Source organism: Sphaerospermopsis kisseleviana CS-549 (assembly GCF_028329225.1).
Taxonomy (GTDB): domain Bacteria; phylum Cyanobacteriota; class Cyanobacteriia; order Cyanobacteriales; family Nostocaceae; genus Sphaerospermopsis; species Sphaerospermopsis kisseleviana.
Genome location: NZ_JAQMTI010000321.1, coordinates 1 through 20,358, shown reverse-complemented (window position 1 = coordinate 20,358; position 20,358 = coordinate 1). Strand labels below are relative to the sequence as shown.

Annotated in this window: 24 protein-coding genes; 14 read left to right on the top strand and 10 right to left on the bottom strand. The window is 36.2% G+C overall.

Translation table 11 applies throughout. From position 1 onward, the window contains the following. Nucleotides 1-317: 317 nt before the first annotated feature. The 8 genes from PN497_RS24865 to PN497_RS24835 all read left to right on the top strand — a co-directional run bounded on the left by PN497_RS24865 (nt 318) and on the right by PN497_RS24835 (nt 6,617). Nucleotides 318-2,789, top strand: coding sequence for an ATP-dependent Clp protease ATP-binding subunit (locus PN497_RS24865; protein WP_096571105.1), 2,472 nt, complete (start codon nt 318-320; stop codon nt 2,787-2,789). 512 nt (nt 2,790-3,301) lie between these two features. Beyond that, nucleotides 3,302-3,424, top strand: coding sequence for a DUF6972 family protein (locus PN497_RS25995; protein ID WP_409349345.1), 123 nt, complete (start codon nt 3,302-3,304; stop codon nt 3,422-3,424). Nucleotides 3,425-3,437: 13 nt separating this feature from the next. Beyond that, the gene (locus PN497_RS24860) at nt 3,438-3,656 is read left to right on the top strand and encodes a DUF6972 family protein (protein WP_228051905.1); all 219 of its coding nucleotides are present in this window, start codon (nt 3,438-3,440) and stop codon (nt 3,654-3,656) included. Beyond that, nucleotides 3,604-3,873 (top strand): hypothetical protein, encoded by a 270-nt coding sequence (locus tag PN497_RS24855; RefSeq protein WP_096571107.1) that lies wholly within the window; start codon nt 3,604-3,606, stop codon nt 3,871-3,873. Before PN497_RS24860 ends, PN497_RS24855 begins: the two co-directional genes overlap by 53 nt. A 17-nt stretch (nt 3,874-3,890) precedes the next feature. Beyond that, nucleotides 3,891-4,136 (top strand): DUF6887 family protein, encoded by a 246-nt coding sequence (locus PN497_RS24850; RefSeq protein WP_409349344.1) that lies wholly within the window; start codon nt 3,891-3,893, stop codon nt 4,134-4,136. Next, nucleotides 4,123-4,320: a DUF6887 family protein gene (locus PN497_RS24845; RefSeq protein WP_096571109.1), complete on the top strand. Its 198-nt coding sequence runs from the start codon at nt 4,123-4,125 to the stop codon at nt 4,318-4,320. Before PN497_RS24850 ends, PN497_RS24845 begins: the two co-directional genes overlap by 14 nt. A gap of 17 nt (nt 4,321-4,337) precedes the next feature. Continuing rightward, nucleotides 4,338-5,537, top strand: coding sequence for a DUF262 domain-containing protein (locus PN497_RS24840; RefSeq protein ID WP_096571111.1), 1,200 nt, complete (start codon nt 4,338-4,340; stop codon nt 5,535-5,537). Nucleotides 5,538-5,552: 15 nt separating this feature from the next. Next, the gene (locus PN497_RS24835) at nt 5,553-6,617 is read left to right on the top strand and encodes an MAE_28990/MAE_18760 family HEPN-like nuclease (RefSeq protein WP_096571113.1); all 1,065 of its coding nucleotides are present in this window, start codon (nt 5,553-5,555) and stop codon (nt 6,615-6,617) included. A 229-nt stretch (nt 6,618-6,846) separates the two neighbouring features. Here the strand turns inward: PN497_RS24835 and PN497_RS24830 are convergent, their stop codons facing one another. The 5 genes from PN497_RS24830 to PN497_RS24810 form a co-directional block, all read right to left on the bottom strand. Then, nucleotides 6,847-7,137, bottom strand: coding sequence for a type II toxin-antitoxin system RelE/ParE family toxin (locus tag PN497_RS24830; protein WP_096571115.1), 291 nt, complete (start codon nt 7,135-7,137; stop codon nt 6,847-6,849). 13 nt (nt 7,138-7,150) lie between these two features. Next, a complete protein-coding gene (locus tag PN497_RS24825) occupies nt 7,151-7,417 on the bottom strand; it encodes a type II toxin-antitoxin system ParD family antitoxin (RefSeq protein WP_096571117.1) in 267 nt (88 codons plus the stop codon). A gap of 222 nt (nt 7,418-7,639) precedes the next feature. Further along, entirely contained in the window at nt 7,640-8,614 is a 975-nt protein-coding gene (locus tag PN497_RS24820; RefSeq protein WP_096571119.1) for a Bpu10I family restriction endonuclease, read from the bottom strand. Then, nucleotides 8,587-9,825, bottom strand: coding sequence for a DNA cytosine methyltransferase (locus tag PN497_RS24815; RefSeq protein WP_096571121.1), 1,239 nt, complete (start codon nt 9,823-9,825; stop codon nt 8,587-8,589). The genes PN497_RS24820 and PN497_RS24815 overlap by 28 nt, the downstream gene beginning before the upstream one ends. Nucleotides 9,826-9,874: 49 nt before the next feature. Continuing rightward, nucleotides 9,875-10,096, bottom strand: a complete 222-nt coding sequence (locus PN497_RS24810) for a hypothetical protein (protein WP_096571123.1) — start codon at nt 10,094-10,096, stop codon at nt 9,875-9,877. Between the two features lie 114 nt (nt 10,097-10,210). Here PN497_RS24810 and PN497_RS24805 point away from each other — a divergent pair, with 114 nt between their 5' ends. Then, entirely contained in the window at nt 10,211-10,483 is a 273-nt protein-coding gene (locus PN497_RS24805; protein WP_096571125.1) for a hypothetical protein, read from the top strand. A gap of 46 nt (nt 10,484-10,529) precedes the next feature. Beyond that, entirely contained in the window at nt 10,530-10,844 is a 315-nt protein-coding gene (locus PN497_RS24800) for a clan AA aspartic protease (protein WP_409349343.1), read from the top strand. 80 nt (nt 10,845-10,924) lie between these two features. Here the strand turns inward: PN497_RS24800 and PN497_RS24795 are convergent, their stop codons facing one another. Next, entirely contained in the window at nt 10,925-11,677 is a 753-nt protein-coding gene (locus tag PN497_RS24795) for a TspO/MBR family protein (RefSeq protein ID WP_096571127.1), read from the bottom strand. Between the two features lie 201 nt (nt 11,678-11,878). On the opposite strand from PN497_RS24795, the gene PN497_RS24790 reads away from it, so the two are divergent. Further along, nucleotides 11,879-12,205, top strand: a complete 327-nt coding sequence (locus PN497_RS24790) for a DUF760 domain-containing protein (RefSeq protein ID WP_096571129.1) — start codon at nt 11,879-11,881, stop codon at nt 12,203-12,205. A gap of 51 nt (nt 12,206-12,256) precedes the next feature. Here PN497_RS24790 and PN497_RS24785 read toward each other — a convergent pair whose 3' ends face one another. After that, nucleotides 12,257-12,760: a pentapeptide repeat-containing protein gene (locus PN497_RS24785; protein ID WP_096571131.1), complete on the bottom strand. Its 504-nt coding sequence runs from the start codon at nt 12,758-12,760 to the stop codon at nt 12,257-12,259. 135 nt (nt 12,761-12,895) lie between these two features. On the opposite strand from PN497_RS24785, the gene gcvT reads away from it, so the two are divergent. From gcvT to gcvP, 3 genes are all read left to right on the top strand, one after another. Beyond that, the gene (gcvT, locus tag PN497_RS24780; protein ID WP_096571132.1) at nt 12,896-14,032 is read left to right on the top strand and encodes a glycine cleavage system aminomethyltransferase GcvT; all 1,137 of its coding nucleotides are present in this window, start codon (nt 12,896-12,898) and stop codon (nt 14,030-14,032) included. Nucleotides 14,033-14,113: 81 nt separating this feature from the next. After that, nucleotides 14,114-14,503 carry a glycine cleavage system protein GcvH gene (gene gcvH / locus PN497_RS24775; RefSeq protein ID WP_096571134.1) on the top strand — a complete coding sequence of 130 codons (390 nt, stop codon included), beginning with the start codon at nt 14,114-14,116 and terminating at the stop codon, nt 14,501-14,503. A gap of 216 nt (nt 14,504-14,719) precedes the next feature. After that, a complete protein-coding gene (gene gcvP, locus PN497_RS24770) occupies nt 14,720-17,650 on the top strand; it encodes an aminomethyl-transferring glycine dehydrogenase (protein WP_096571136.1) in 2,931 nt (976 codons plus the stop codon). A 394-nt stretch (nt 17,651-18,044) separates the two neighbouring features. On the opposite strand, the gene PN497_RS24765 is transcribed toward gcvP, so the two are convergent. From PN497_RS24765 to PN497_RS24755, 3 genes are all read right to left on the bottom strand, one after another. Then, nucleotides 18,045-18,314 carry a hypothetical protein gene (locus PN497_RS24765; RefSeq protein WP_096571138.1) on the bottom strand — a complete coding sequence of 90 codons (270 nt, stop codon included), beginning with the start codon at nt 18,312-18,314 and terminating at the stop codon, nt 18,045-18,047. A gap of 571 nt (nt 18,315-18,885) precedes the next feature. Then, a complete protein-coding gene (locus PN497_RS24760; protein ID WP_096571140.1) occupies nt 18,886-19,290 on the bottom strand; it encodes a type II toxin-antitoxin system VapC family toxin in 405 nt (134 codons plus the stop codon). Continuing rightward, nucleotides 19,287-19,529, bottom strand: a complete 243-nt coding sequence (locus PN497_RS24755) for a hypothetical protein (RefSeq protein WP_096571142.1) — start codon at nt 19,527-19,529, stop codon at nt 19,287-19,289. Before PN497_RS24755 ends, PN497_RS24760 begins: the two co-directional genes overlap by 4 nt. Nucleotides 19,530-20,358: the final 829 nt, after the last annotated feature.

The window sequence follows — 20,358 nt, the reverse complement described above, 5'->3', positions numbered from 1 at the left end:
TTATTTAATAAAAATTTATTATATTAAAAACTTTTGTATTGACAATGTACCATTGTATATGATAATTAAGTTTGTTTGGGAATAGATTAACAAAATCTAAAAATTAGTAGTGTCTTGTTAGTCGTAATTTCCAGGAAGGCTAGTAAATTCAATCTCCTCACCAGACTAGCGATAGAAAAAGTAATAAAAATTAATGAATGAACCCATCAACTTGTGTGATGGCTGGGGGGTATCTATTTTTTTGATAGAGATATCCAAAATTTTAGCCTGTGCTAAAATCAGCATACCGGCACGACGCAGGTGATGGGAAAAATGCCATGTTTGAACGCTTCACAGAAAAAGCCATTAAGGTAATCATGCTGGCCCAAGAAGAGGCCCGCCGTTTAGGTCACAACTTTGTGGGAACTGAGCAGATCCTCCTGGGTCTGATCGGGGAAGGCACGGGGGTGGCAGCCAAGGTGCTAAAGTCAATGGGTGTCAATCTTAAAGATGCCCGGATTGAAGTTGAAAAAATCATAGGTCGGGGTTCCGGCTTTGTGGCTGTGGAAATTCCGTTTACGCCACGGGCAAAGCGGGTTTTAGAACTATCCTTGGAAGAAGCACGCCAACTAGGGCATAACTACATTGGCACCGAGCATCTGCTGTTGGGTCTCATCCGTGAAGGGGAAGGCGTAGCAGCCAGGGTGCTAGAAAACCTGGGTGTAGATTTGTCTAAGGTGAGAACCCAAGTGATTAGGATGTTGGGAGAAACTGCGGAAGTGACTCCTGGCGGTTCTTCGGGTCGCACAAAAACCCCTACTTTGGATGAATTTGGCTCGAATTTGACCCAAATGGCTGTGGATAACAAACTCGATCCTGTGGTGGGACGCGCCAAGGAAATCGAGCGTGTGATTCAAATTTTGGGTCGCCGGACTAAAAATAATCCAGTGCTGATTGGTGAACCTGGGGTGGGTAAAACAGCCATTGCTGAAGGTTTAGCCAGTCGCATCGCTAACAAAGATATCCCGGATATTCTGGAAGATAAACGGGTGGTAACTCTGGATATTGGTTTACTGGTTGCAGGAACTAAGTACCGGGGTGAATTTGAAGAACGTCTAAAGAAAATCATGGATGAGATCCGTCAAGCGGGTAATGTCATCCTGGTAATTGACGAGGTTCATACTTTAATCGGTGCTGGTGCTGCTGAAGGGGCGATTGATGCAGCGAATATCCTCAAGCCAGCTTTGGCACGGGGTGAGTTGCAGTGTATCGGCGCAACTACTTTGGATGAGTACCGCAAGCACATTGAACGGGATGCAGCGTTGGAAAGACGTTTTCAGCCTGTGATGGTTGGTGAACCGACCGTTGATGAAACAATAGAAATTTTATATGGTTTGCGCGATCGCTATGAAGCGCACCACAAGTTAAAAATCTCCGATGAGGCTTTAGTGGCAGCGGCGAAGTTGTCTGATAGATATATTAGCGATCGCTACCTTCCAGATAAAGCCATTGACTTAATTGATGAAGCTGGTTCTCGCGTCCGTTTGATTAATTCCCAGCTACCCCCAGCAGCGAAGGAATTAGACAAGGAACTGCGGCAAATCTTAAAAGAAAAAGATGATGCTGTTCGTTCTCAAGACTTTGACCGTGCTGGAGAACTGCGCGACAGAGAAATGGAAATTAAAGCGGAAATTCGCTCCATTGCTCAAAACAAAACCAATGCAGCCGGTGGTGATGGTGTTGAACCTGTAGTGACAGAAGAAGACATCGCCCATATCGTTGCTTCTTGGACTGGTGTACCAGTGAATAAACTCACTGAGTCTGAATCTGAGAAGTTGCTGCACATGGAAGACACCTTACATCAGCGCCTCATCGGTCAAGATGATGCGGTGAAAGCGGTTTCCCGTGCGATTCGTCGCGCTCGTGTGGGCTTGAAGAATCCTAACCGCCCCATTGCGAGTTTTGTATTCTCTGGTCCGACTGGGGTAGGTAAAACTGAGTTAGCTAAATCCTTGGCTTCTTACTTCTTCGGTTCAGAAGAAGCAATGATTCGCTTAGATATGTCCGAGTACATGGAGCGTCACACCGTCAGTAAATTGATTGGTTCACCTCCAGGTTACGTTGGTTATAACGAAGGTGGTCAGTTAACAGAAGCTGTACGTCGTCGTCCTTACACTGTGGTGCTGTTTGACGAAATCGAAAAAGCACACCCCGATGTATTCAATATGCTGCTGCAAATTTTAGAAGATGGTCGTTTGACTGATGCTAAAGGACGCACAGTAGACTTTAAGAACACTTTGTTAATTTTAACTTCTAACATTGGTTCTAAGGTAATTGAAAAAGGCGGTAGCGGTATTGGTTTCGAGTTTGCTGAGGATCAAACTGAATCTCAATACAACCGGATTCGTTCTTTGGTGAATGAGGAACTGAAGCAATACTTCCGTCCTGAGTTCTTGAACCGTTTGGATGAAATTATTGTCTTCCGTCAGTTGAATAAGGCTGAAGTTACCGAAATTGCCGACATTATGCTCAAAGAAGTGTTTGGTCGGTTGACAGAAAAAGGCATTACTTTAGAAGTGAGCGATCGCTTCAAGGACCGCTTGATTCAAGAAGGTTACAGCCCCAGCTACGGTGCAAGGCCATTACGGCGAGCAATTATGCGCTTGTTGGAAGATAGTTTGGCGGAAGAAATTCTGTCTGGACGCATCAAAGACGGTGATGTTGCTTACGTTGATGTGGATGAAAATGGTGTTGTCCAAGTTACAGCTAGAGAAAGTCGGGAGTTGTTGACTCCTGGTGTTGAGTTGTAGTTAGGATTTTTTAATAGTTAAAAAAACGGTGGAGGATGTAGGTTCTCTGCCGTTTTTTTGTTTTTTCTCACGCAGAGGCGCAGAGTCGCAGAGAGGAGGAAGGAGATTTTAGATGATTGAAACGAACAGTTCGTTTAGAAACTTCCAGTCGCGGAGAGGAGAAGGAGGTTTTTGTAGGCGACTAGTCATCTTCAACTAACCTCGGATCAGGTACTCCGTAAAGTCGTTTGGCTAGATCTATATCACGTTCATAATTTGGTTCATACCCGTAATACTCAAGCTTTATAAAATATGCTTATATATTAACTTATAAAAGCTCATAATCACCTTCATTTTCATCTCTCCTGCTGTATGGGAGATTTTTTTTACAGATGAAGTAATAACATACAAAATACTTTTTAGCAAGTAGTAATATAATAACCTCTGAGGACGGTATTCTCCCATATAGACCATTTTCGGTTAGATATAGACCTCATTAAGTTTGTTATATAAAGTAAATTAGGTAAAATTAAATGACATCAGAATTAATTAATCGTCACATTATCCTTGACGTTAGACATATTGCCAAGCATTTACCAAGAACACTGCAAATGCAAAGACTTCTAAAAAAAAGGACAAGCTGCTCATGTATTTAACGATGAAAATACCATGAATCAAGTTGCTCAGTGCATAATAGAAAAAGGTGAGTTTATCGGCATTGTTCGAGACTATGAACGCTATGGAATGTTTTTTACTGAACCAATAGGTTATAGAATTAGTCCAGATGGTAGCAATATTCCCACTATTCCACTTTACTATGGGGAGATAAAAATCAATGCAGACAACCAATACCACGTCATACCCCGCACCAGACCTAGTGAAGAATAATTGGGAATTTACAGAAGTATGGATAGATCCGATGTTATCGCCTCCATACATTCTGTTATTACTTTGTGATAGTGAGGGAAACTGTCAAATTTATGATCCAAAACAGGGTGATAAGGTTGTATTTTCTAGTAATAGTTATGAAGCTGCTCAGTTATGGTTATTGGAAGATGAATATGAACCAGTTGAGGGTAGGCTTTTAGCTGAAGAATTGGTTTAAATAGATTCCAATGGTAAATGGGGGTATTTTTTATGATAAAGTTTGATTTTAAAACTATGAGTATGAAGGAATTACGTGCTTATGTTTTATCGCATCGGCATGATCAAGAGGCGTTTTATTTTTATGTAGATAAGTTGAATGCTGAGGGAAATTGGGTGGAAATGTCGCCTTCTGCATCTGTTGATGATTTGATGAATTATCCTGAGTTTTTGCAGCGTTTTAGTAATGAAAAAGGGGTGTTGGGAAAAGATGACATTGGTTAATTATCAAGCAATGACTCTAAAAGAGTTACGTCGTTATGTTCTCACTCACAGAAACGATATTGCAGCGTTTCATGCTTATGTAGATCGTTCAAAGTCTGAAGGAAAGATGATTACTATTAATCCTAATGACGAAAATTGGGAAGAGGAGGTAAGACAGATTATAATTAAAAATGAAATCTTGTAATATAAGGAATAAATACTATGATTGCAAATAGTGATTTAATTTTAGGCGAAATTTTCACTTTTCCAGATAATGTAGATACAAATCATGAATCAGTGTCAGACGAAGAAATCAATAAAAAATATAAAAAGCGTGAAATTAGAATTATTACCGAACAAGCTCGTTATCCTTTAGATAGTATACCGACAATGCTTGATAGTAAAAAATATATTCTTGATCCTGAATATAAGCGTAGAAAAAGATGGGGTAATACTCGAAAATCTCGTTTAATAGAATCATTAATAATGAATGTACCAATTCCACCTATATTTCTGTATGAAATAGAATATTCTCTCTATGAAGTAATAGACGGACAGCAAAGACTAACTACTATTTATGATTTCTACAAAGGAAAATTTTTTTTAGAAGAATTAGAATATTGGCAGGAATTAGAAGGTAGAAATTATCAAAATTTACCAGGACAGGTTAGAAAAATTCTAGATAGAAGATATTTATCATTTATTGTGTTATTGCAAGAAACAGCAGAAAGTCTAGAAGAAGCTGAACATATTAAAAAAATAGTGTTTCAGAGATTAAACAGTGGAGGAGAAGAATTAACTCCACAGGAAACCAGGAATGCTTTATATAATGGTAAGTTTAACCAATTATGTCTAAAACTTTCTCAAAATGACTATTTTCGTAAAATGTGGAAGTTCCCTTTACAAAGTGAAGGAGAAGAAAAATTACTAGAAAGTGAATCTTATCGCAAAATGGAAGATGTAGAATTAGTTTTACGATTCTTCGCTTACCGTCATTTAGATAAATTAAAACTTCCAGTTGATAAGTTTTTAGATGAATATTTAAAACAAGCAAATAATTTTCCAGATGAAACTATTGAAAATCTTGAAAAGCTTTTCAATGAAACTATTGAATTGATTTATTATATCTTGGAAGATTCAGCTTTTATTCCACCTCCACCACAAGGAGAGCGGAATAGAAAAATTCCTTTAAAAATAGTGTATGATCCAATTATGCAAGTATTTGCTAGTAAACTTCCCTTTAAGAATGAATTATTAAAGCATAAGGAAGCGATAAAAAATGAGATGTATTCTGATGAAAAAATGTTATATGTAGAAGAAGAAAATAATCGTTTTCTTTTTGAAGGTAGGTATGCTACCAAAAAAGCATTGGAAACAAGAATCGAATATTTTGATAAGTTTCTACAAAGCTACATTAAATAAAGTTTGGTAGAAATTATGAATATAGAATCATTAGAAAACTTTAAAAGAGAACTCAATCAAATTCGAGAATATTTAAAACATATTCAATATGTAAATGATGTAGCTGCTTATCATGTTCAAGATAATGATAATGAGCAAATAAAAAATTTACTCAATACTTTGAATGGTCACTATAGAGGTTTTAGAACAGATAAGCGAATCTTTGAATATAAAGCATCTATTATTTCACTATATGGACTACTAGAAAAATATGTAGAAATATGGATCAAAGAGTATCTTGATTTTCTATCGAGTGTAGTACCTGAATACACACAAATAGATGAAAAGATTAGAGATAATCATTTTGAACTTTCTTTAAGATTGATAAATACTATTACCAGTAGAGAAAGTGCTAAATATCAGCATCTTACAAAAGAGGAAGTGCTAAAGAAACTTAATGATTGTATAGTTAATCCTACTAAATATCAAATTAATACAGATGCTTTTGTGCTTTTGTCAGGTAATTTAAAACATAATAAAATTGTAGAGTTATTCAACAAGCTAAATTTGGATTTGAATAATGAACTATTAAAAAATGAAGAACTTAACAATGAAATTGGTTTAAATCAAAATTCTATTTCTAGAATAGAAAAGGATATTTTGTATAATAAAATAAATGATTTGGTTGAAAGAAGAAACCAAATTGCTCACGGTTCAGAAGAAGTAGATGATCTTCTTAGCATATCTGAATTAGAACCTTACATTCAATTTTTAGAGAAATATTGTCAAGCTATTTTTGAGACATTATTTGAACAAGTTATCAAAGAGGAATCAATACATACTTTTCAACAAGTAGAAAATGTAATTAAAATTTTTGTTAGTAAAGTATTGGCATTTGAAATAGAAGACTATACGATAAAAGTTGGAGATATGCTAATTATCGAAACAAAAGAAGGTAGATTTTATAAAAAACCTATTTTAACAATTCAATTAGATAATACAGAATATCCTGAACTGCCAATTACTGAAAAAACAAAGATTGCTGTTAGTGTAGATCATAAAATAAAAGATAATCACACATTTTACATAGTCAAGAAATAATAAAATCGCTCTTCGTTGGTTAATATGGAAGTAGTGCGTTAGCGAAGCTTACCGACGGTATCGCATAATTAACTCAAAGACTTGATATCATCAATAGTAAAAAGCCATTCAAATTCTTCAACCATGACAGAATTACTACAGCGTGCGATCGCTCTTTGTTAATGTAGGGGTAATGCGTTAGCATAGCTTACCCTAGCTATCACATAACTGACAAAAAAATATAAATGACTTATTCAAACAAATTTTGAATATCTCTTGCACCATGAATTACCCTTACAAGTTCAATTCCATCAACTACGGGACGGTAAAACAAAAGGTATTTACCAACAGGAAAACTTCTAAGTGATGGTGCTAATTCCTCACACAGTTTCCCCATTTGAGGTAATTCTGACAAAAGTATCAACTTCTCATTAATAGCATCTATAATTCTATCAGCAGCAATTTCATTATCCTGACGAATATAGAGCCAGATTTCAATGAAGTCATTTTGAGCTTCTGGGGATTGAAAAATATTTGCCATATCTTAAATACTGCTAACTAATACGTTTTGCAGCTTGTCTTTTTCTCCCTTCAGCTTTGATTTTTTCAGCATCAAAAGCTACACCTTCACCCCTATCAAGTTGATCTATTCCTATTTGTATTTCCTTCCGCAATTCTTCCATTCTCAACTTCCGTAAATCTTCCCGTTCTTTTAATAACCGTAGACCTTCACGAATGACCTCGCTTTGTGACTGATATAGTCCACTATCAACGAGTTCAGCAACAAACTGATCAAATGTAGTACCTAGATGAACATTCATAGATTCACCTTTGAATTAATTACATAGTCTTTTCTTTAGAATTGCACACCTGTCAATAATTGTCAATTTTTGTTAGTAGTGAGATAATCTAAAATAGTAAAAAGCCATTCAAATTCCTCAACCATGACAGAATTATTACAGCGTGCGATCGCTCTTTGTTAATGTAGAGGTAACGCGATCGCTCTCAGTTAGCTAATTGTGGAAGAAATACGTTAGCGTAGCTTATTCCTCAATTAACCAACCTCGCTTTATTCCATATTCAATTCCACCAGACCAGTCCATTGTTAAATGCTTCCGTACCTTATGAAATAAATGTTGTACTACAGTTGGATTAATTGGATTTTTAACATAAGTTTCTTCATACCTAAATTCTCGATCCGTGTTTTTCTGCTGACGTAATACATAAATCTGATCAACCTTGTACTTCCGAAGATTAACATCACTCGTCAACTTGATCCACTCCATTAATACAATATATAAACTATTCGGATTCCTAGCTTTTAAATCTTCTGCTGCTCTTGATGAACCTTCCAACATAGTTTTATCAAGATAAGTTTTACATTCAATAACAATAACTGGAATATCAAAAATATGAGTTTCTGTGTTACCTGTAACTGTAACATCTGAATAGTTGTCTGGTTCTTCTTTAATAATTGTCAGCATTTCACCTGAATTTTCTTCTTCTGGTGGTGTAACTGCTTCAAATGATGCTTCAATAGTTGCACCAATCACAAAATCATGATCTTTCTTTTCAATACGTGCATAGGGACGTTTCAACATTTCTGCATATTTGGGAGGAACAAAGAAAATATCTTTAAAAGTATGGGATTTTCCAATGAGCGCGTTTTCTCCAAAATCTTTTGCTAAATCTCGAAATAAATAATAGAGAAATTCCTCCAATACACTAGAGTGAAGATTGGAGCGAGAGTCAAACTTTTCAGCATAATGTTGTTGATCTAAAAAATCTTTATATGCTGATAAAAGTTCTACTCTTTGAGAAATAATTGCATTATCATTTTCATTAGGTGTTGATGTTGGTCCAACTAATTCAACATTAGCTAAATGCCATTTATCATATTCAATTCTAATTTCTTGGAGAAATTTTCTGCTTTCAGCATCTCTATATTTTTTGCGGTGATTTTCTTTTTGTTCGAGATTTGAACCATGAACTAAAGGGTTTCTATCAGTTGTGGACATAGCTCTAATTTTTCTTGAAGATGAATTGCAATTGCTTTAGCTAGAATGGGTGGTACAGCATTACCTATCTGATTGTACTGGCAAAGGAACTTTTCATTTAATCTATTTTCCCTTTGTAATAACTTATGAGATACAACTGTTTTCTTTCCTAAAAAACGATAAGTATCAGGAAAAGATTGGACACGCGCACCCTCACGAGCGGTCAAATTACGATGCTGGAAAGGATGAATAAAATTTGCATAAAAGGATGCTGCTATTGTGTATGCTGGCCTGTATGGATGTAACCGTCTGTTGTTTTGATCATAAGTTTTATTAGATAAGTCACCATTTCCACTACGACGTTTAGCACCATATTCTGTAGCAACATCTGAACTGGATTCACCCCATTTTATTTGTTTAAAACGTTCTACTAATCGCTGAGAATGTTCCATTGCTACATGATTATAAAGAATTTTACTACCTTGTCTGATCCAGTGCTGATATTGATTTTGAGATTCTGATATATAAGGTTGTTCTTCTTTACCTTCTCTCGCATTAAGTGGAGGTAAGTCTGATATTGCATCCCATAAGCTGATAGCAGGAAGTAAATTTATTTCTTCAAGGGATAATTGCCATATCTTGTTTTTTAATAAGTCTAGAGAATGGGTTGGTTGAGGACTACCTAATTTTTTACCTAGTTTGTTTCCAACAATAAAAACACGCTCTCTAACCTGTGGTACACCATATTCAGCAGAATTAAGTAACCATACTTCTACAAAATATCCAAATTCTTCAAAAGTTTGTTTAATAATATCTAGGACTTTTAAACCTTCGCTATTTTTGCGTGAGAGTAAACCTTTCACGTTCTCCATCACAAATGCTTTAGGTTGAAGAAAACTTATCCACTGAGAAAAGTTAATGAATAAACTATTTCTAGGATCATTTGGATCTTTTCGTGCTGGACCTGCAACACTAAAACCTTGACATGGAGGACCACCAATAATAATATGCGGTTTGTATAGACAAATTTCTTTAACACTACTTAAAGTATTAAAATTACGAATATCATCTTGAATTACTGTCATGTCAGGGTGGTTATAACGGAGAGTATCACACGCCCAAGCATCAATTTCAACAGAAAGGGGAATATTAAAACCTGCCATCGCAAAACCTAAACCAAATCCGCCAGCACCAGCAAATAAATCAATAGCAATAGGTTTGTCTATTTTCATAAATGTCTCATGTATTTAGCATTGAATTATAAAGCAATAAAAATTCGTTTCATTGGTATTTTTCAGTTAGATAAGTCGCATAATCTCCATTAATATTCTCATCACTAGAGATATTTGCACTTTTAGCAATGCCACGCAGTCGAGATAAATTACCTTTCTTTGATGCTGAGATAGATTCTTGTTGTATTGATTCTAATACAGTTTGTACCAATTGCCAGCGTTCACTCATTGGTAACTGTAATACTTGTTTTTGCAATTCTTGTAATGTCATGATAAGATATCAAAAAATATTTATTTTTATTATATATCAATTTAGCTGAAGAAGAATAAAATTTATTATAAATCCAGTATAATAAATATAATCACAAAAAAAGGATGACATAAAATGCAATCCATTCTCCTCAGCAGTGAAGAAGTCGCCAAACGTGCTAAAGAATTATATGAAACTATCATTCGTTCACAGGTGGAAACTGAAGAAAACATCGGTAAAATGGTGATTATTGATATAGAAACTGGTGAATATGCAGTTGATAAAACAGGGATAGAGTCAGCGCGTTATTTACGGAATAAAAACCGATTTGCTCGACTTTTTGGGATTCGCATTGGTTACAAAGTCGCTGCATCCTTTAGTGGAGAAATGGAGCGTGATTATCGGTGATAACTGGTATTATTAAAAATGGACGTGCAACTGTCAATGTTATATTTTGATTGCCAGATCAACAGATTTTACTATTGAATTTGTGATTGATACAGGTTTTACAGAGTTTCTTTCTTTACCTCCAAGGGCAGTTAATCTTTTGAATTTGCCTTTTGTTTATGATATGTATGCAAATTTAGCAGATAATAGTCGTGTACTTTTACCAGTACATCAAACTACTATTATTTGGAATGGCGAGGAAAGAGAAGTTAATGTTTTAGCTACAGGAAAACTGCCATTATTAGGCACTGCTTTACTTGATGGTTATGAGTTGTCTATCCAATTTACAGAAGGTGGTTTAGTGACAATTGAAGAGTTATAGTTAAATGGTTTTGATTAGTGCGATCGCTCTTATTTTCTATAGGCTAAAAAATAGCGATCGCCCATCCTAAATTTACCTCTCTAATCCTCCACAGATGCTAACTTTAAAGGATATAATGGCTCAGATCCATTTAATTGCCAAATTCTAAACACCAAAGCAGCAGCTACAGTTAACCACACACAAGAAAAAGATAAAATCATTCCCGCTAAAGGTACAGTTTGCCAATAAATTACTGTGACAACAATTGCCGATAACCAAGGTCCTAAAATCACAACTGGAACAGCAGCACCTAATCTGCGTTCTACGGTAAAAATCGTATTCCAAGTATCACCGACAGCTAAATGAATCACAAATAAAATGAAAGGTAATACCAAGAATTGATGATCTAATTCCTGCCAAATTAACACAGAAGAAATCACCCGTAAAACAGCAATCAGCATCCAAACTATAGGAAATGCTAAAGGTGGGGGAGACCACCTTGGTCTAATTACTTGATCATAAGTTGTTTGAGAACGGGTATTATCTAAAAGTGAAAAAATCCGAGAACGAATACTTAATAAAGCGAAAAATAAGGCAGTAACTACAGTGCTAACCCAACTAGGAAAGGCAGAATTACTATCAAGTAAATTGACTAAATTTTCCATTCCTAGTAATACTAGAATCATTGTTCCTATTTGCAGAATAGTCCCTAGCTTATAAACGATGACTGCTTTGATGTCTAGTTCTTTTGTTGTTGCTGATGTATTGAGTGACTGTTTTTGATTTCCTGGTTTTACTCCCATTACTGTGTTGACAAACTTTTCCAAAATGCCGATATTACTGCTTTGATTCATGGTGAATAAATTGCGAGTATTTTTTAGTAGTGTTCATAAATTATTATATGATATAATTCACAATCAACCCTAGTTATAAATAGTTATATTTTTTTACTTCCTGCTGTAGAATAAACCCATCTTCTCATGTTCGGTTTCTTTGACAACCAATTCAGACATATCTTGATAAATTGATAATCAAGCGAGTTGAAAGTAACTGCCATGAGTAATCTTTCCCATTCTCAGCCTGAGTATTTCGCACCACAAGAAAATAATGATCAGTTTTGGCAATACATACAATCTTTAAACCCAGAAGCAGTATCCCAACTATCTAAACCTAACTCACCAGAAGTATTAGAATTGATTCAAAAATCTATTGTTGCTATGTTAGGTAATTTGCCTCATGACAGATATAATACTATGATTACCACTAGCCGAGATGAATTAGGAAAACTTTTAGGTTCAGCAATGATTGATGGGTATTTTTTACGTAATGCAGAACAAAGATTAGAAATGGAAAAGAATTTCCAATTAGTAGATTTTCAGTAAAGTAATAAGTTAAGAGTCAGTAGGGGTTTAGCAATGCTAAACCCTGACAGTTTATCTACATCCTAAAGATTCACGAGTATCTACACCAGTTTTAGAATTAACACCACTAGCTTTAACACAAAGTTTTTTCATTTCTACCCCATCTAAAACCGCATTGGTAAAGTCTGCACCAGTGACATTAACATTATCAAAAGTTGAACGCAACATCATCGCATCTGTCAATACTGCATCACTTAAATCAGCATTTTTGAACTTGGCTAAATAAGCAATACCTTGACCAAAATTTACACCATGTAAATTTACACCTTCTAACAGAGTACCGTTAAACACTCCACCCCGTAAGTCAGCATTGCTAAAGTTAGCATTCTCTAATTTAATGTTGGTAAATTCTTTACCGATTAAATTTTGTCCTGAAAAATCTTGACTTTGTACCTCATCCCCTGCGGAACGGGTAATACTGGAAGAACTTGCTGCTTGTGCGGATAAGGGAGATACAAACAACACCACAGCTAAAACTACACTAACGAGTATTTGCCAAATTTGCCCACGCTTCATAATTTTTGTTTAATAAATCTCAACAATTACACTATTAATTATTAAACCGCACTAGGGAAGATAGATCCCTGACTTCTTGAAGAAGTCGGGGATCTGGGTAAAATACCTAAAATAACTAAAACACCAAAAAAACCTGTGGCGAAACCAGAAAATAATACCCAATTTCTAGCGCAAACTCCTTTATATCACATCGGTGTTGAACTCAAAGCCCGCTTTACCAGCTTTGGTGGGTGGGAAATGCCAGTACAATATAGTGGTATTACCCAAGAACACCAAGCTGTCAGAAATGCTGCTGGAATGTTCGATATTTCCCACATGGGTAAATTTACTCTCCAAGGTCAAAACCTGATTTCCCAACTAGAAAAATTAGTCCCTTCCGATTTAAGTCGTCTACAACCCGGTCAAGCCCAATATACAGTGTTGTTAAATGAGCAAGCCGGAATCATTGATGATATCATTATTTACTACCAAGGTAGAGAAAATACAGATAGCGAAAAAGCGGTAATTATCGTTAATGCTGCCACAACAGAAAAAGACAAAACATGGTTATTACAACATCTTGACCTGGATACAATCCAATTTCAAGACCTGTCACGGGATAAAATCTTAATAGCTGTTCAAGGTCCAAAAGCTACCAGCCATCTTCAGTCTTTTGTATCAGCCGACTTAACCCCAATTAAAGCCTTTGGGCATTTAGAAACAACCATTTTTGGTCAACCCGCTTTCCTCGCTCGTACAGGCTACACTGGGGAAGATGGCTTTGAAGTGATGGTAGACCCCGAAGTAGGGATAAAATTGTGGCAAAGCCTCTATGATGCTGGTGTCATTCCCTGTGGTCTTGGTTGTAGAGATACATTGCGTTTAGAAGCAGCAATGGCACTTTATGGACAAGATATCGACGACAACACCACACCCCTAGAAGCGGGTTTAGGGTGGTTGGTTCATTTAGATACAAAAAGCGATTTTATCGGTCGGGAGATTTTACAACAACAAAAAACCGTGGGAGTACATCGTAAACTCGTAGGTTTACAAACCCAAGGGCGAAATATTTCCCGTCATGGCTATTACGTATTATCTTCAGGTGAAGTAGTGGGAGAAGTAACAAGCGGTACTTTATCACCTACCCTTGGTTATCCCATTGCTTTAGCTTATGTTTCCAGTCAGTTAGCAACCGTTAAACAGGAGTTAGAAGTGGAAATACGCGGTAAAGCTTATCCAGCAGTCGTGGTAAAACGTCCTTTTTATCGCTCAAAAAATCGTGTTACTAACTGATAAGTTTTGAGATTTTTGAGGAATAATGTTGTTTGGGTTACTCTGGTAACACCATTTTTTTAACGTGGAAGAGGAAGTGTTATGGCTTTTGAATATCCCGATGATTTACGCTATCAAGATACTCATGAATATGTACGTTTAGATGGGGAAATAGCCACTATCGGTATTACTGAGTTTGCTATAGATCAACTGGGTGATATTGTATTTTTGGATCTGTCAGAAATTGGTGATGCGGTCTCCAAGGGAGACTCATTTGGTACAATTGAATCTGTTAAAGCTGTAGAAGACCTGAAATCACCAGTTACAGGTACAGTAGTAGAACGCAATGAAGATTTGATTAACTCTCCTGAGTCAATAGTTGATGATCCTTATGGTGATGGTTGGTTTATCAAAGTGCGTGTTAATGATCCTGGGGAAGTTGAAGATGGGATGACAGCTAGTGAGTATAGTGCTTTGGTAGAGGGTTCGTAAACTAGGTGACAGGTGACAGGTGAGGAAAATTTTAGATTTTAGATTTTAGATTTTAGATTGGAGATGACAAAAACAATCCAAAATCCAAAATCCAAAATCCAAAATAAATAACTCCTGACTCCTGACTCCTGACTCCTGGTGTAAATATTTCTATTTTCCTATTCCCTCAAAGTAATCATTACAATATATTAAACCTTAACATCTGGAGCATAATTTGTGGTAGCTAATCCCCCACGTCCTCAAGTTTCGGCTAAAATCAACCAAGTAAGCGAGTTTGCTAAAAGACACATCGGACCAAAAGCAGATGACGTTCAACAAATGTTGAATTTATTGGGTTTATCTAATTTAGATGATTTAATCGCTAAAACCGTACCTTCATCTATTCGCTTTAACCAAGATTTAAAATTACCAGCAGCACAAAGCGAATATGCAGCATTAGCAAAATTAAACCAAATCGCTGAAAAGAATCAAGTTTACCGTTCTTACATCGGGATGGGGTATCACGATTGTATTACCCCTGGAGTGATTCAACGCAACATCTTAGAAAATCCCGGTTGGTACACTGCTTACACCCCCTATCAACCAGAAATCGCTCAAGGACGTTTGGAAGCGTTGTTAAATTTCCAAACCATGATTATTGATTTAACTGGTTTAGAAATTGCTAACGCATCTTTACTAGATGAAGCGACCGCAGCAGCAGAAGCAATGAGTATGAGTTATGGTATCTGTAAAAATAAATCCCATAACTTTTTTGTTTCTAGTGCGTGTCATCCCCAAACTATGGATGTATTGCAGACTCGCGCTAAACCTTTAGGTATTAATATCATTATCGGTGATCATCAAACTTTTGATTTTTCGGAAACTATCTTTGGGGCGATTCTGCAATATCCCGCAACTGATGGTACAATTTACGACTATCGCCACTTTATAGAAAAGTCCCATGCTCAGGGTGCATTGGTGACAATTGCGGCAGATCCTCTCAGTTTAACATTACTCACACCCCCCGGTGAATTAGGGGCAGATATAGCGGTAGGAAGTACCCAGAGGTTCGGTATTCCGATGGGATTCGGTGGACCTCATGCGGCTTATTTTGCGACTAAGGAAGAGTATAAACGCTTAGTTCCAGGGCGCATTATTGGTGTATCAAAAGATGTTCATGGTAAACCTGCCTATCGGTTAGCATTACAAACCCGTGAACAACATATTCGCAGAGATAAAGCTACTAGTAATATTTGCACAGCGCAGGTACTGTTGGCAGTGATGGCGGGGATGTATGGAGTGTATCATGGACCCGATGGACTAAGAGCGATCGCCCAAAATATCCACAAATTAACAGCAACTTTAGCCGCAGGTTTGCAAAAGTTAGGTTATAAAATTGTTAGTGACAACTTCTTTGATACACTGCGGATTGAGTTAGGAAATACCAGTTTACAGGCAATTTTAGAAGCTGCGGATGCGAGAAATATCAACTTGCGAATTTTTGATAATTCTGATGTGGGAATTTCCTTAGATGAAACGACAACGGAAGCAGATGTAATTGATTTATTGCAAATTTTCGCAGGTACAGATAACTTACCTTTCAGCGAAACAGAACTTACTTCTCTTACCAATTACCAATTACCCATTACCCATTACCCATTACTTCGTGAAAGTAAATACCTAACTCATCCCATCTTCAACCGCTATCATTCTGAAACGGAATTATTACGTTATTTACATCAACTGGAAACCAAGGATTTATCATTAACAACATCAATGATTCCCTTGGGTTCTTGTACCATGAAGTTAAACGCAACTTCAGAAATGATTCCTGTAACTTGGGCAGAATTTGGTAAAATCCATCCTTTCGCGCCAATTTCCCAAACCAGAGGTTATCAAATTCTCTTTCAACAACTAGAAGCATGGTTAGCAGAAATTACAGGATTTGCGGGAATTTCTTTACAACCAAATGCAGGTTCTCAAGGTGAATATGCGGGACTTTTGGTAATTCGTGAATATCATGAAAGTCGGGGAGAAGCACACAGAAACGTTTGTTTAATTCCCCAATCTGCACATGGTACAAATCCTGCGAGTGCGGTAATGTGTGGAATGAAGGTTGTAGGAATTGCTTGTGATGATCATGGTAATATTGATGTTGCTGATTTAAAAGCGAAAGCTGAAAAACATAGTAGTGAATTAGCAGCTTTAATGGTGACATATCCATCAACTCATGGAGTATTTGAAGAAGCAATTCAAGAAATTTGTGCCATAGTTCATGAACATGGTGGACAAGTTTACATGGACGGGGCTAATATGAATGCTCAGGTGGGTATTTGTCGTCCTGGTGATATTGGTGCTGATGTTTGTCATTTGAACTTACACAAAACTTTCTGTATTCCTCATGGTGGTGGTGGTCCGGGAATGGGTCCTATTGGTGTCGCTTCCCATCTTGTACCGTTCTTACCTGGTCATTCTGTAATTAAAATACAGGAAAATAATCCAAAATCCAAAATCCAAAATCCAAAATTCTCTGGTGCTGTTTCTGCTGCACCTTGGGGAAGTGCGAGTATTTTGGTAATTTCTTGGATGTACATTGCAATGATGGGTGCAGAGGGGTTAACGGAAGCTACCAAAGTTGCGATTTTAAATGCTAATTACATCGCTAAGAAATTAGAATCTTTTTATCCGGTTTTATATCGCGGAAAAAATGGTTTTGTAGCACATGAATGTATTTTAGATTTACGTGCTGTGAAAAAATCAGCCAACATCGAAATTGATGATGTTGCGAAGCGGTTAATGGACTATGGTTTTCATGCTCCTACTGTTTCTTGGCCTGTGGCTGGTACAATAATGGTAGAACCAACGGAAAGCGAATCTAAGGAAGAATTGGATCGTTTTTGTGAGGCGTTAATTGCGATTAGAAAAGAGATTTCTGACATTGAATCTGGTAAGATGGATCTGCAAGATAATGTGTTGAAAAATGCGCCTCACACTGCGGAAAGTTTGATTGTTGGTGAGTGGAAACATGATTATTCTCGTGAACAAGCTGCTTATCCTGCTAGTTGGAGTAAGGAGTTTAAGTTCTGGCCAAGTGTGGGTAGGATAGATGCTGCTTTTGGGGATAGGAATTTTGTTTGTTCTTGTTTACCGATGGAGGCTTATAGTTAAATAGCTATCAGTTTTCAGCAGTCAGCAGTCAGCTAGTTAAGTTTTGAACCCACCTTCCGCACCCTAAACTGTCACACAACGAAAAATGGTCGTTTGGGGATTTGATATTGGCGATCGCCACCTAAGATTTCGACGATTTTGTATCAAAAGTATCCTCAAAGGTATTCAAAAATACGAAATTACCGATTGTGACACTGGGGGGTGCGGAATGTGGGTTTATCATTTATTGGTGGGGTTGAAAAAAGAAGTCGAGGATCTGAATTTTTGGATCTCTGAGAAGTATAGGACTTACGCAAGATGTGACTGAAAACCTTATTCTTGCGTAGGGGTAATTCATGAATTACCCCTACTTTTGTTTCCTTTTGCGTAAGTCCTGAAGTAGTAAAAGTCGATGTTACTTTGGCACAAGATTACATCTTCTTGTAAATTCATCATAATACTGCTCCATATTCTCTTTGGTTAACACTTCACCTCTATTATTTTCAACTAACTCATTTGTTACGCGCTCGATACATTCTTCTTTTGTTTCTTCATTTGCTTGTAATTGATTATTTATCCCATTATTATTCGTAGTTTCTCCCCCATTTCTACTACAAGCAGGAAAAATGTTAGCTAAAACGCCATACAATAATAGAAATACAACAACTTGTATTAATCTGACCATTGATACTCCTAAGATAATGATAAAAGTTTGTAGAGTGCATTAATGAAATGTAACACACCGTCTTCATTGTGGGATAAGGTGCATTACGCTTGTTCTAACGCACTCTATTAACTTGATATATAACTATAATACAACTTTTTATATGTTAAATTATACATTACATATATTTAGCTAGAGGATTTTCAGGATTGTTATTTGTAGGTTATTTGTGGGATGATGAAATTTTCATTATCTGAATCAGGATGTCCAGGATTTGAGGATTTACAGGATTGTTATTTGTAGGTTATTTGTGGGATGTGGAAATTTTCATTGTCTGAATCAGGATGTCCAGGATTTGAGGATTTTCAGGATTGTTATTTGTAGGTTATTTGTGGGATGTTGAAATTTTCATTGTCAGAATCAGGATGTCCAGGATTTGAGGATTTACAGGATTGTTATTTGTAGGTTATTGGTGGGATGCTGAAATTTTCATTGTCTGAATCAGGATGTCCAGGATTTGAGGATTTACAGGATTGTTATTTGTAGGTTATTAGTGGGATGTGGAAATTTTCATTGTCAGACAAAAAACATCTTAATCAAAAATAGAAATTACTTTAATACCAACTACTTTGTGCATCGGTTTTGTTTTCTTCTCAGTAGTAATTAACTCCTCAGCACCAACAGAAAAAGCAGCAGCTACATGAAGTGCATCCATAGCAGCTAATCCATACTGAGAAGCGATTTTATAAGCCTCTTGTACAATATAAGTTAAATCATTTGCCCAGTAAATAACATCATTAAAAAACTCTTCATAAAATTGAGATTCTGCTGTTTGCTGATGATAAACTGTTTTAGGACTTACTTCTAATCTGACAAACTCACTAGCAGCAAATACCCGTTGTGAGTCTGATAGTATTTCTAATGCTTTTTCTGCAATTAAACCAGTACCATTGGTTGCACTCAGTAACACCCCTGAATCAATATAAGTTATAATCATTCTTCTGTACCTTGGATTCCACCTCTACGAGCAGCTAATTCTTGTTCTATTTCATCTGCATTTAATAATGGTTTACCAGATGCAACAATTCTAGAGCGAATTTCTCGTAAACGTTCCCCTAAAGGCGGTTTTTTGACTGTGGTTTTCAATTGCATAAATTCCACAAATTTTAAAACTTCTTCTTGTTTATCCTGGGGTAATGATCGCCATTTTGTTAATAATTCTTGTTCTGAAATCATTGATTTTCACTTAACTAAATAATTTTAATATTATAGCAAATCTTACATCTAATTACAATATAATATTATAAATTATCTTATAAATTTTTACTTTACCCAAATATGATGATTAAATCGTTGGGTTTCACTGCGTTCTACCCAACCTACAGTTTGTATGGTTAGTTGGTAATTTGTAGGTTATTGGTGGGATGTTGAAATTTTCATTGTCTGAATCAGGATGTCCAGGATTTTAGGATATACAGGATTGTTATTTATAGATTATTCATGGGATGCTGAAATTTTAAATTGTCAGAATCAGGATGTCCAGGATTTGAGGATTTTCAGGATTGTTATTTGTAGGTTATTTGTGGGATGTGGAAATTTTCATTGTCTGAATCAGGATGTCCAGGATTTGAGGATTTACAGGATTGTTATTTGTAGGTTATTGGTGGGGTGTTGAAATTTTCATTGTCAGAATCAGGATGTCCAGGATTTGAGGATTTTCAGGATGGTAATTGATGAATTGTCTGTAAATATTGAAAGATGATAAAATACAGTTACACTAACAGTCAAGAAGTAACAGCAGATAATTTCATAATTTAACAGATAATTTATCTTATCAATCATCCCAAAGTCTTTAATTCTCATAGAAAATAAAACAACAACATCCTGAAAATCCTGTAATCCTGGATATCCTGATTCTGACAAAAAAATCATCAAATCCCCACTTCAAATAAACAACAACATCCTGAAAATCCTATAATCCTGGATATCCTGATTCTGACAAAAAAATCATCCAATCCCCACTTCAAATAAACAACAACATCCTGAAAATCCTATAATCCTGGAT

Coding starts and splice junctions, on each gene's coding strand:
- PN497_RS24825 (WP_096571117.1), bottom strand. CDS start 7,417: ATGAATGTTCATCTAGGTACTACATTTGATCAGTTTGTTGCTGAACTC.
- PN497_RS24815 (WP_096571121.1), bottom strand. CDS start 9,825: ATGAAAATAGACAAACCTATTGCTATTGATTTATTTGCTGGTGCTGGC.
- PN497_RS24810 (WP_096571123.1), bottom strand. CDS start 10,096: ATGACATTACAAGAATTGCAAAAACAAGTATTACAGTTACCAATGAGT.
- PN497_RS24790 (WP_096571129.1), top strand. CDS start 11,879: ATGAGTAATCTTTCCCATTCTCAGCCTGAGTATTTCGCACCACAAGAA.
- PN497_RS24760 (WP_096571140.1), bottom strand. CDS start 19,290: ATGATTATAACTTATATTGATTCAGGGGTGTTACTGAGTGCAACCAAT.
- PN497_RS24850 (WP_409349344.1), top strand. CDS start 3,891: ATGGGGGTATTTTTTATGATAAAGTTTGATTTTAAAACTATGAGTATG.
- PN497_RS25995 (WP_409349345.1), top strand. CDS start 3,302: ATGACATCAGAATTAATTAATCGTCACATTATCCTTGACGTTAGACAT.
- PN497_RS24755 (WP_096571142.1), bottom strand. CDS start 19,529: ATGATTTCAGAACAAGAATTATTAACAAAATGGCGATCATTACCCCAG.
- PN497_RS24785 (WP_096571131.1), bottom strand. CDS start 12,760: ATGAAGCGTGGGCAAATTTGGCAAATACTCGTTAGTGTAGTTTTAGCT.
- PN497_RS24820 (WP_096571119.1), bottom strand. CDS start 8,614: ATGTCCACAACTGATAGAAACCCTTTAGTTCATGGTTCAAATCTCGAA.
- PN497_RS24830 (WP_096571115.1), bottom strand. CDS start 7,137: ATGGCAAATATTTTTCAATCCCCAGAAGCTCAAAATGACTTCATTGAA.
- PN497_RS24855 (WP_096571107.1), top strand. CDS start 3,604: ATGCAGACAACCAATACCACGTCATACCCCGCACCAGACCTAGTGAAG.
- PN497_RS24860 (WP_228051905.1), top strand. CDS start 3,438: ATGAATCAAGTTGCTCAGTGCATAATAGAAAAAGGTGAGTTTATCGGC.
- gcvH (WP_096571134.1), top strand. CDS start 14,114: ATGGCTTTTGAATATCCCGATGATTTACGCTATCAAGATACTCATGAA.
- PN497_RS24840 (WP_096571111.1), top strand. CDS start 4,338: ATGATTGCAAATAGTGATTTAATTTTAGGCGAAATTTTCACTTTTCCA.
- PN497_RS24865 (WP_096571105.1), top strand. CDS start 318: ATGTTTGAACGCTTCACAGAAAAAGCCATTAAGGTAATCATGCTGGCC.
- PN497_RS24795 (WP_096571127.1), bottom strand. CDS start 11,677: ATGAATCAAAGCAGTAATATCGGCATTTTGGAAAAGTTTGTCAACACA.
- PN497_RS24835 (WP_096571113.1), top strand. CDS start 5,553: ATGAATATAGAATCATTAGAAAACTTTAAAAGAGAACTCAATCAAATT.
- PN497_RS24845 (WP_096571109.1), top strand. CDS start 4,123: ATGACATTGGTTAATTATCAAGCAATGACTCTAAAAGAGTTACGTCGT.
- PN497_RS24765 (WP_096571138.1), bottom strand. CDS start 18,314: ATGGTCAGATTAATACAAGTTGTTGTATTTCTATTATTGTATGGCGTT.
- PN497_RS24805 (WP_096571125.1), top strand. CDS start 10,211: ATGCAATCCATTCTCCTCAGCAGTGAAGAAGTCGCCAAACGTGCTAAA.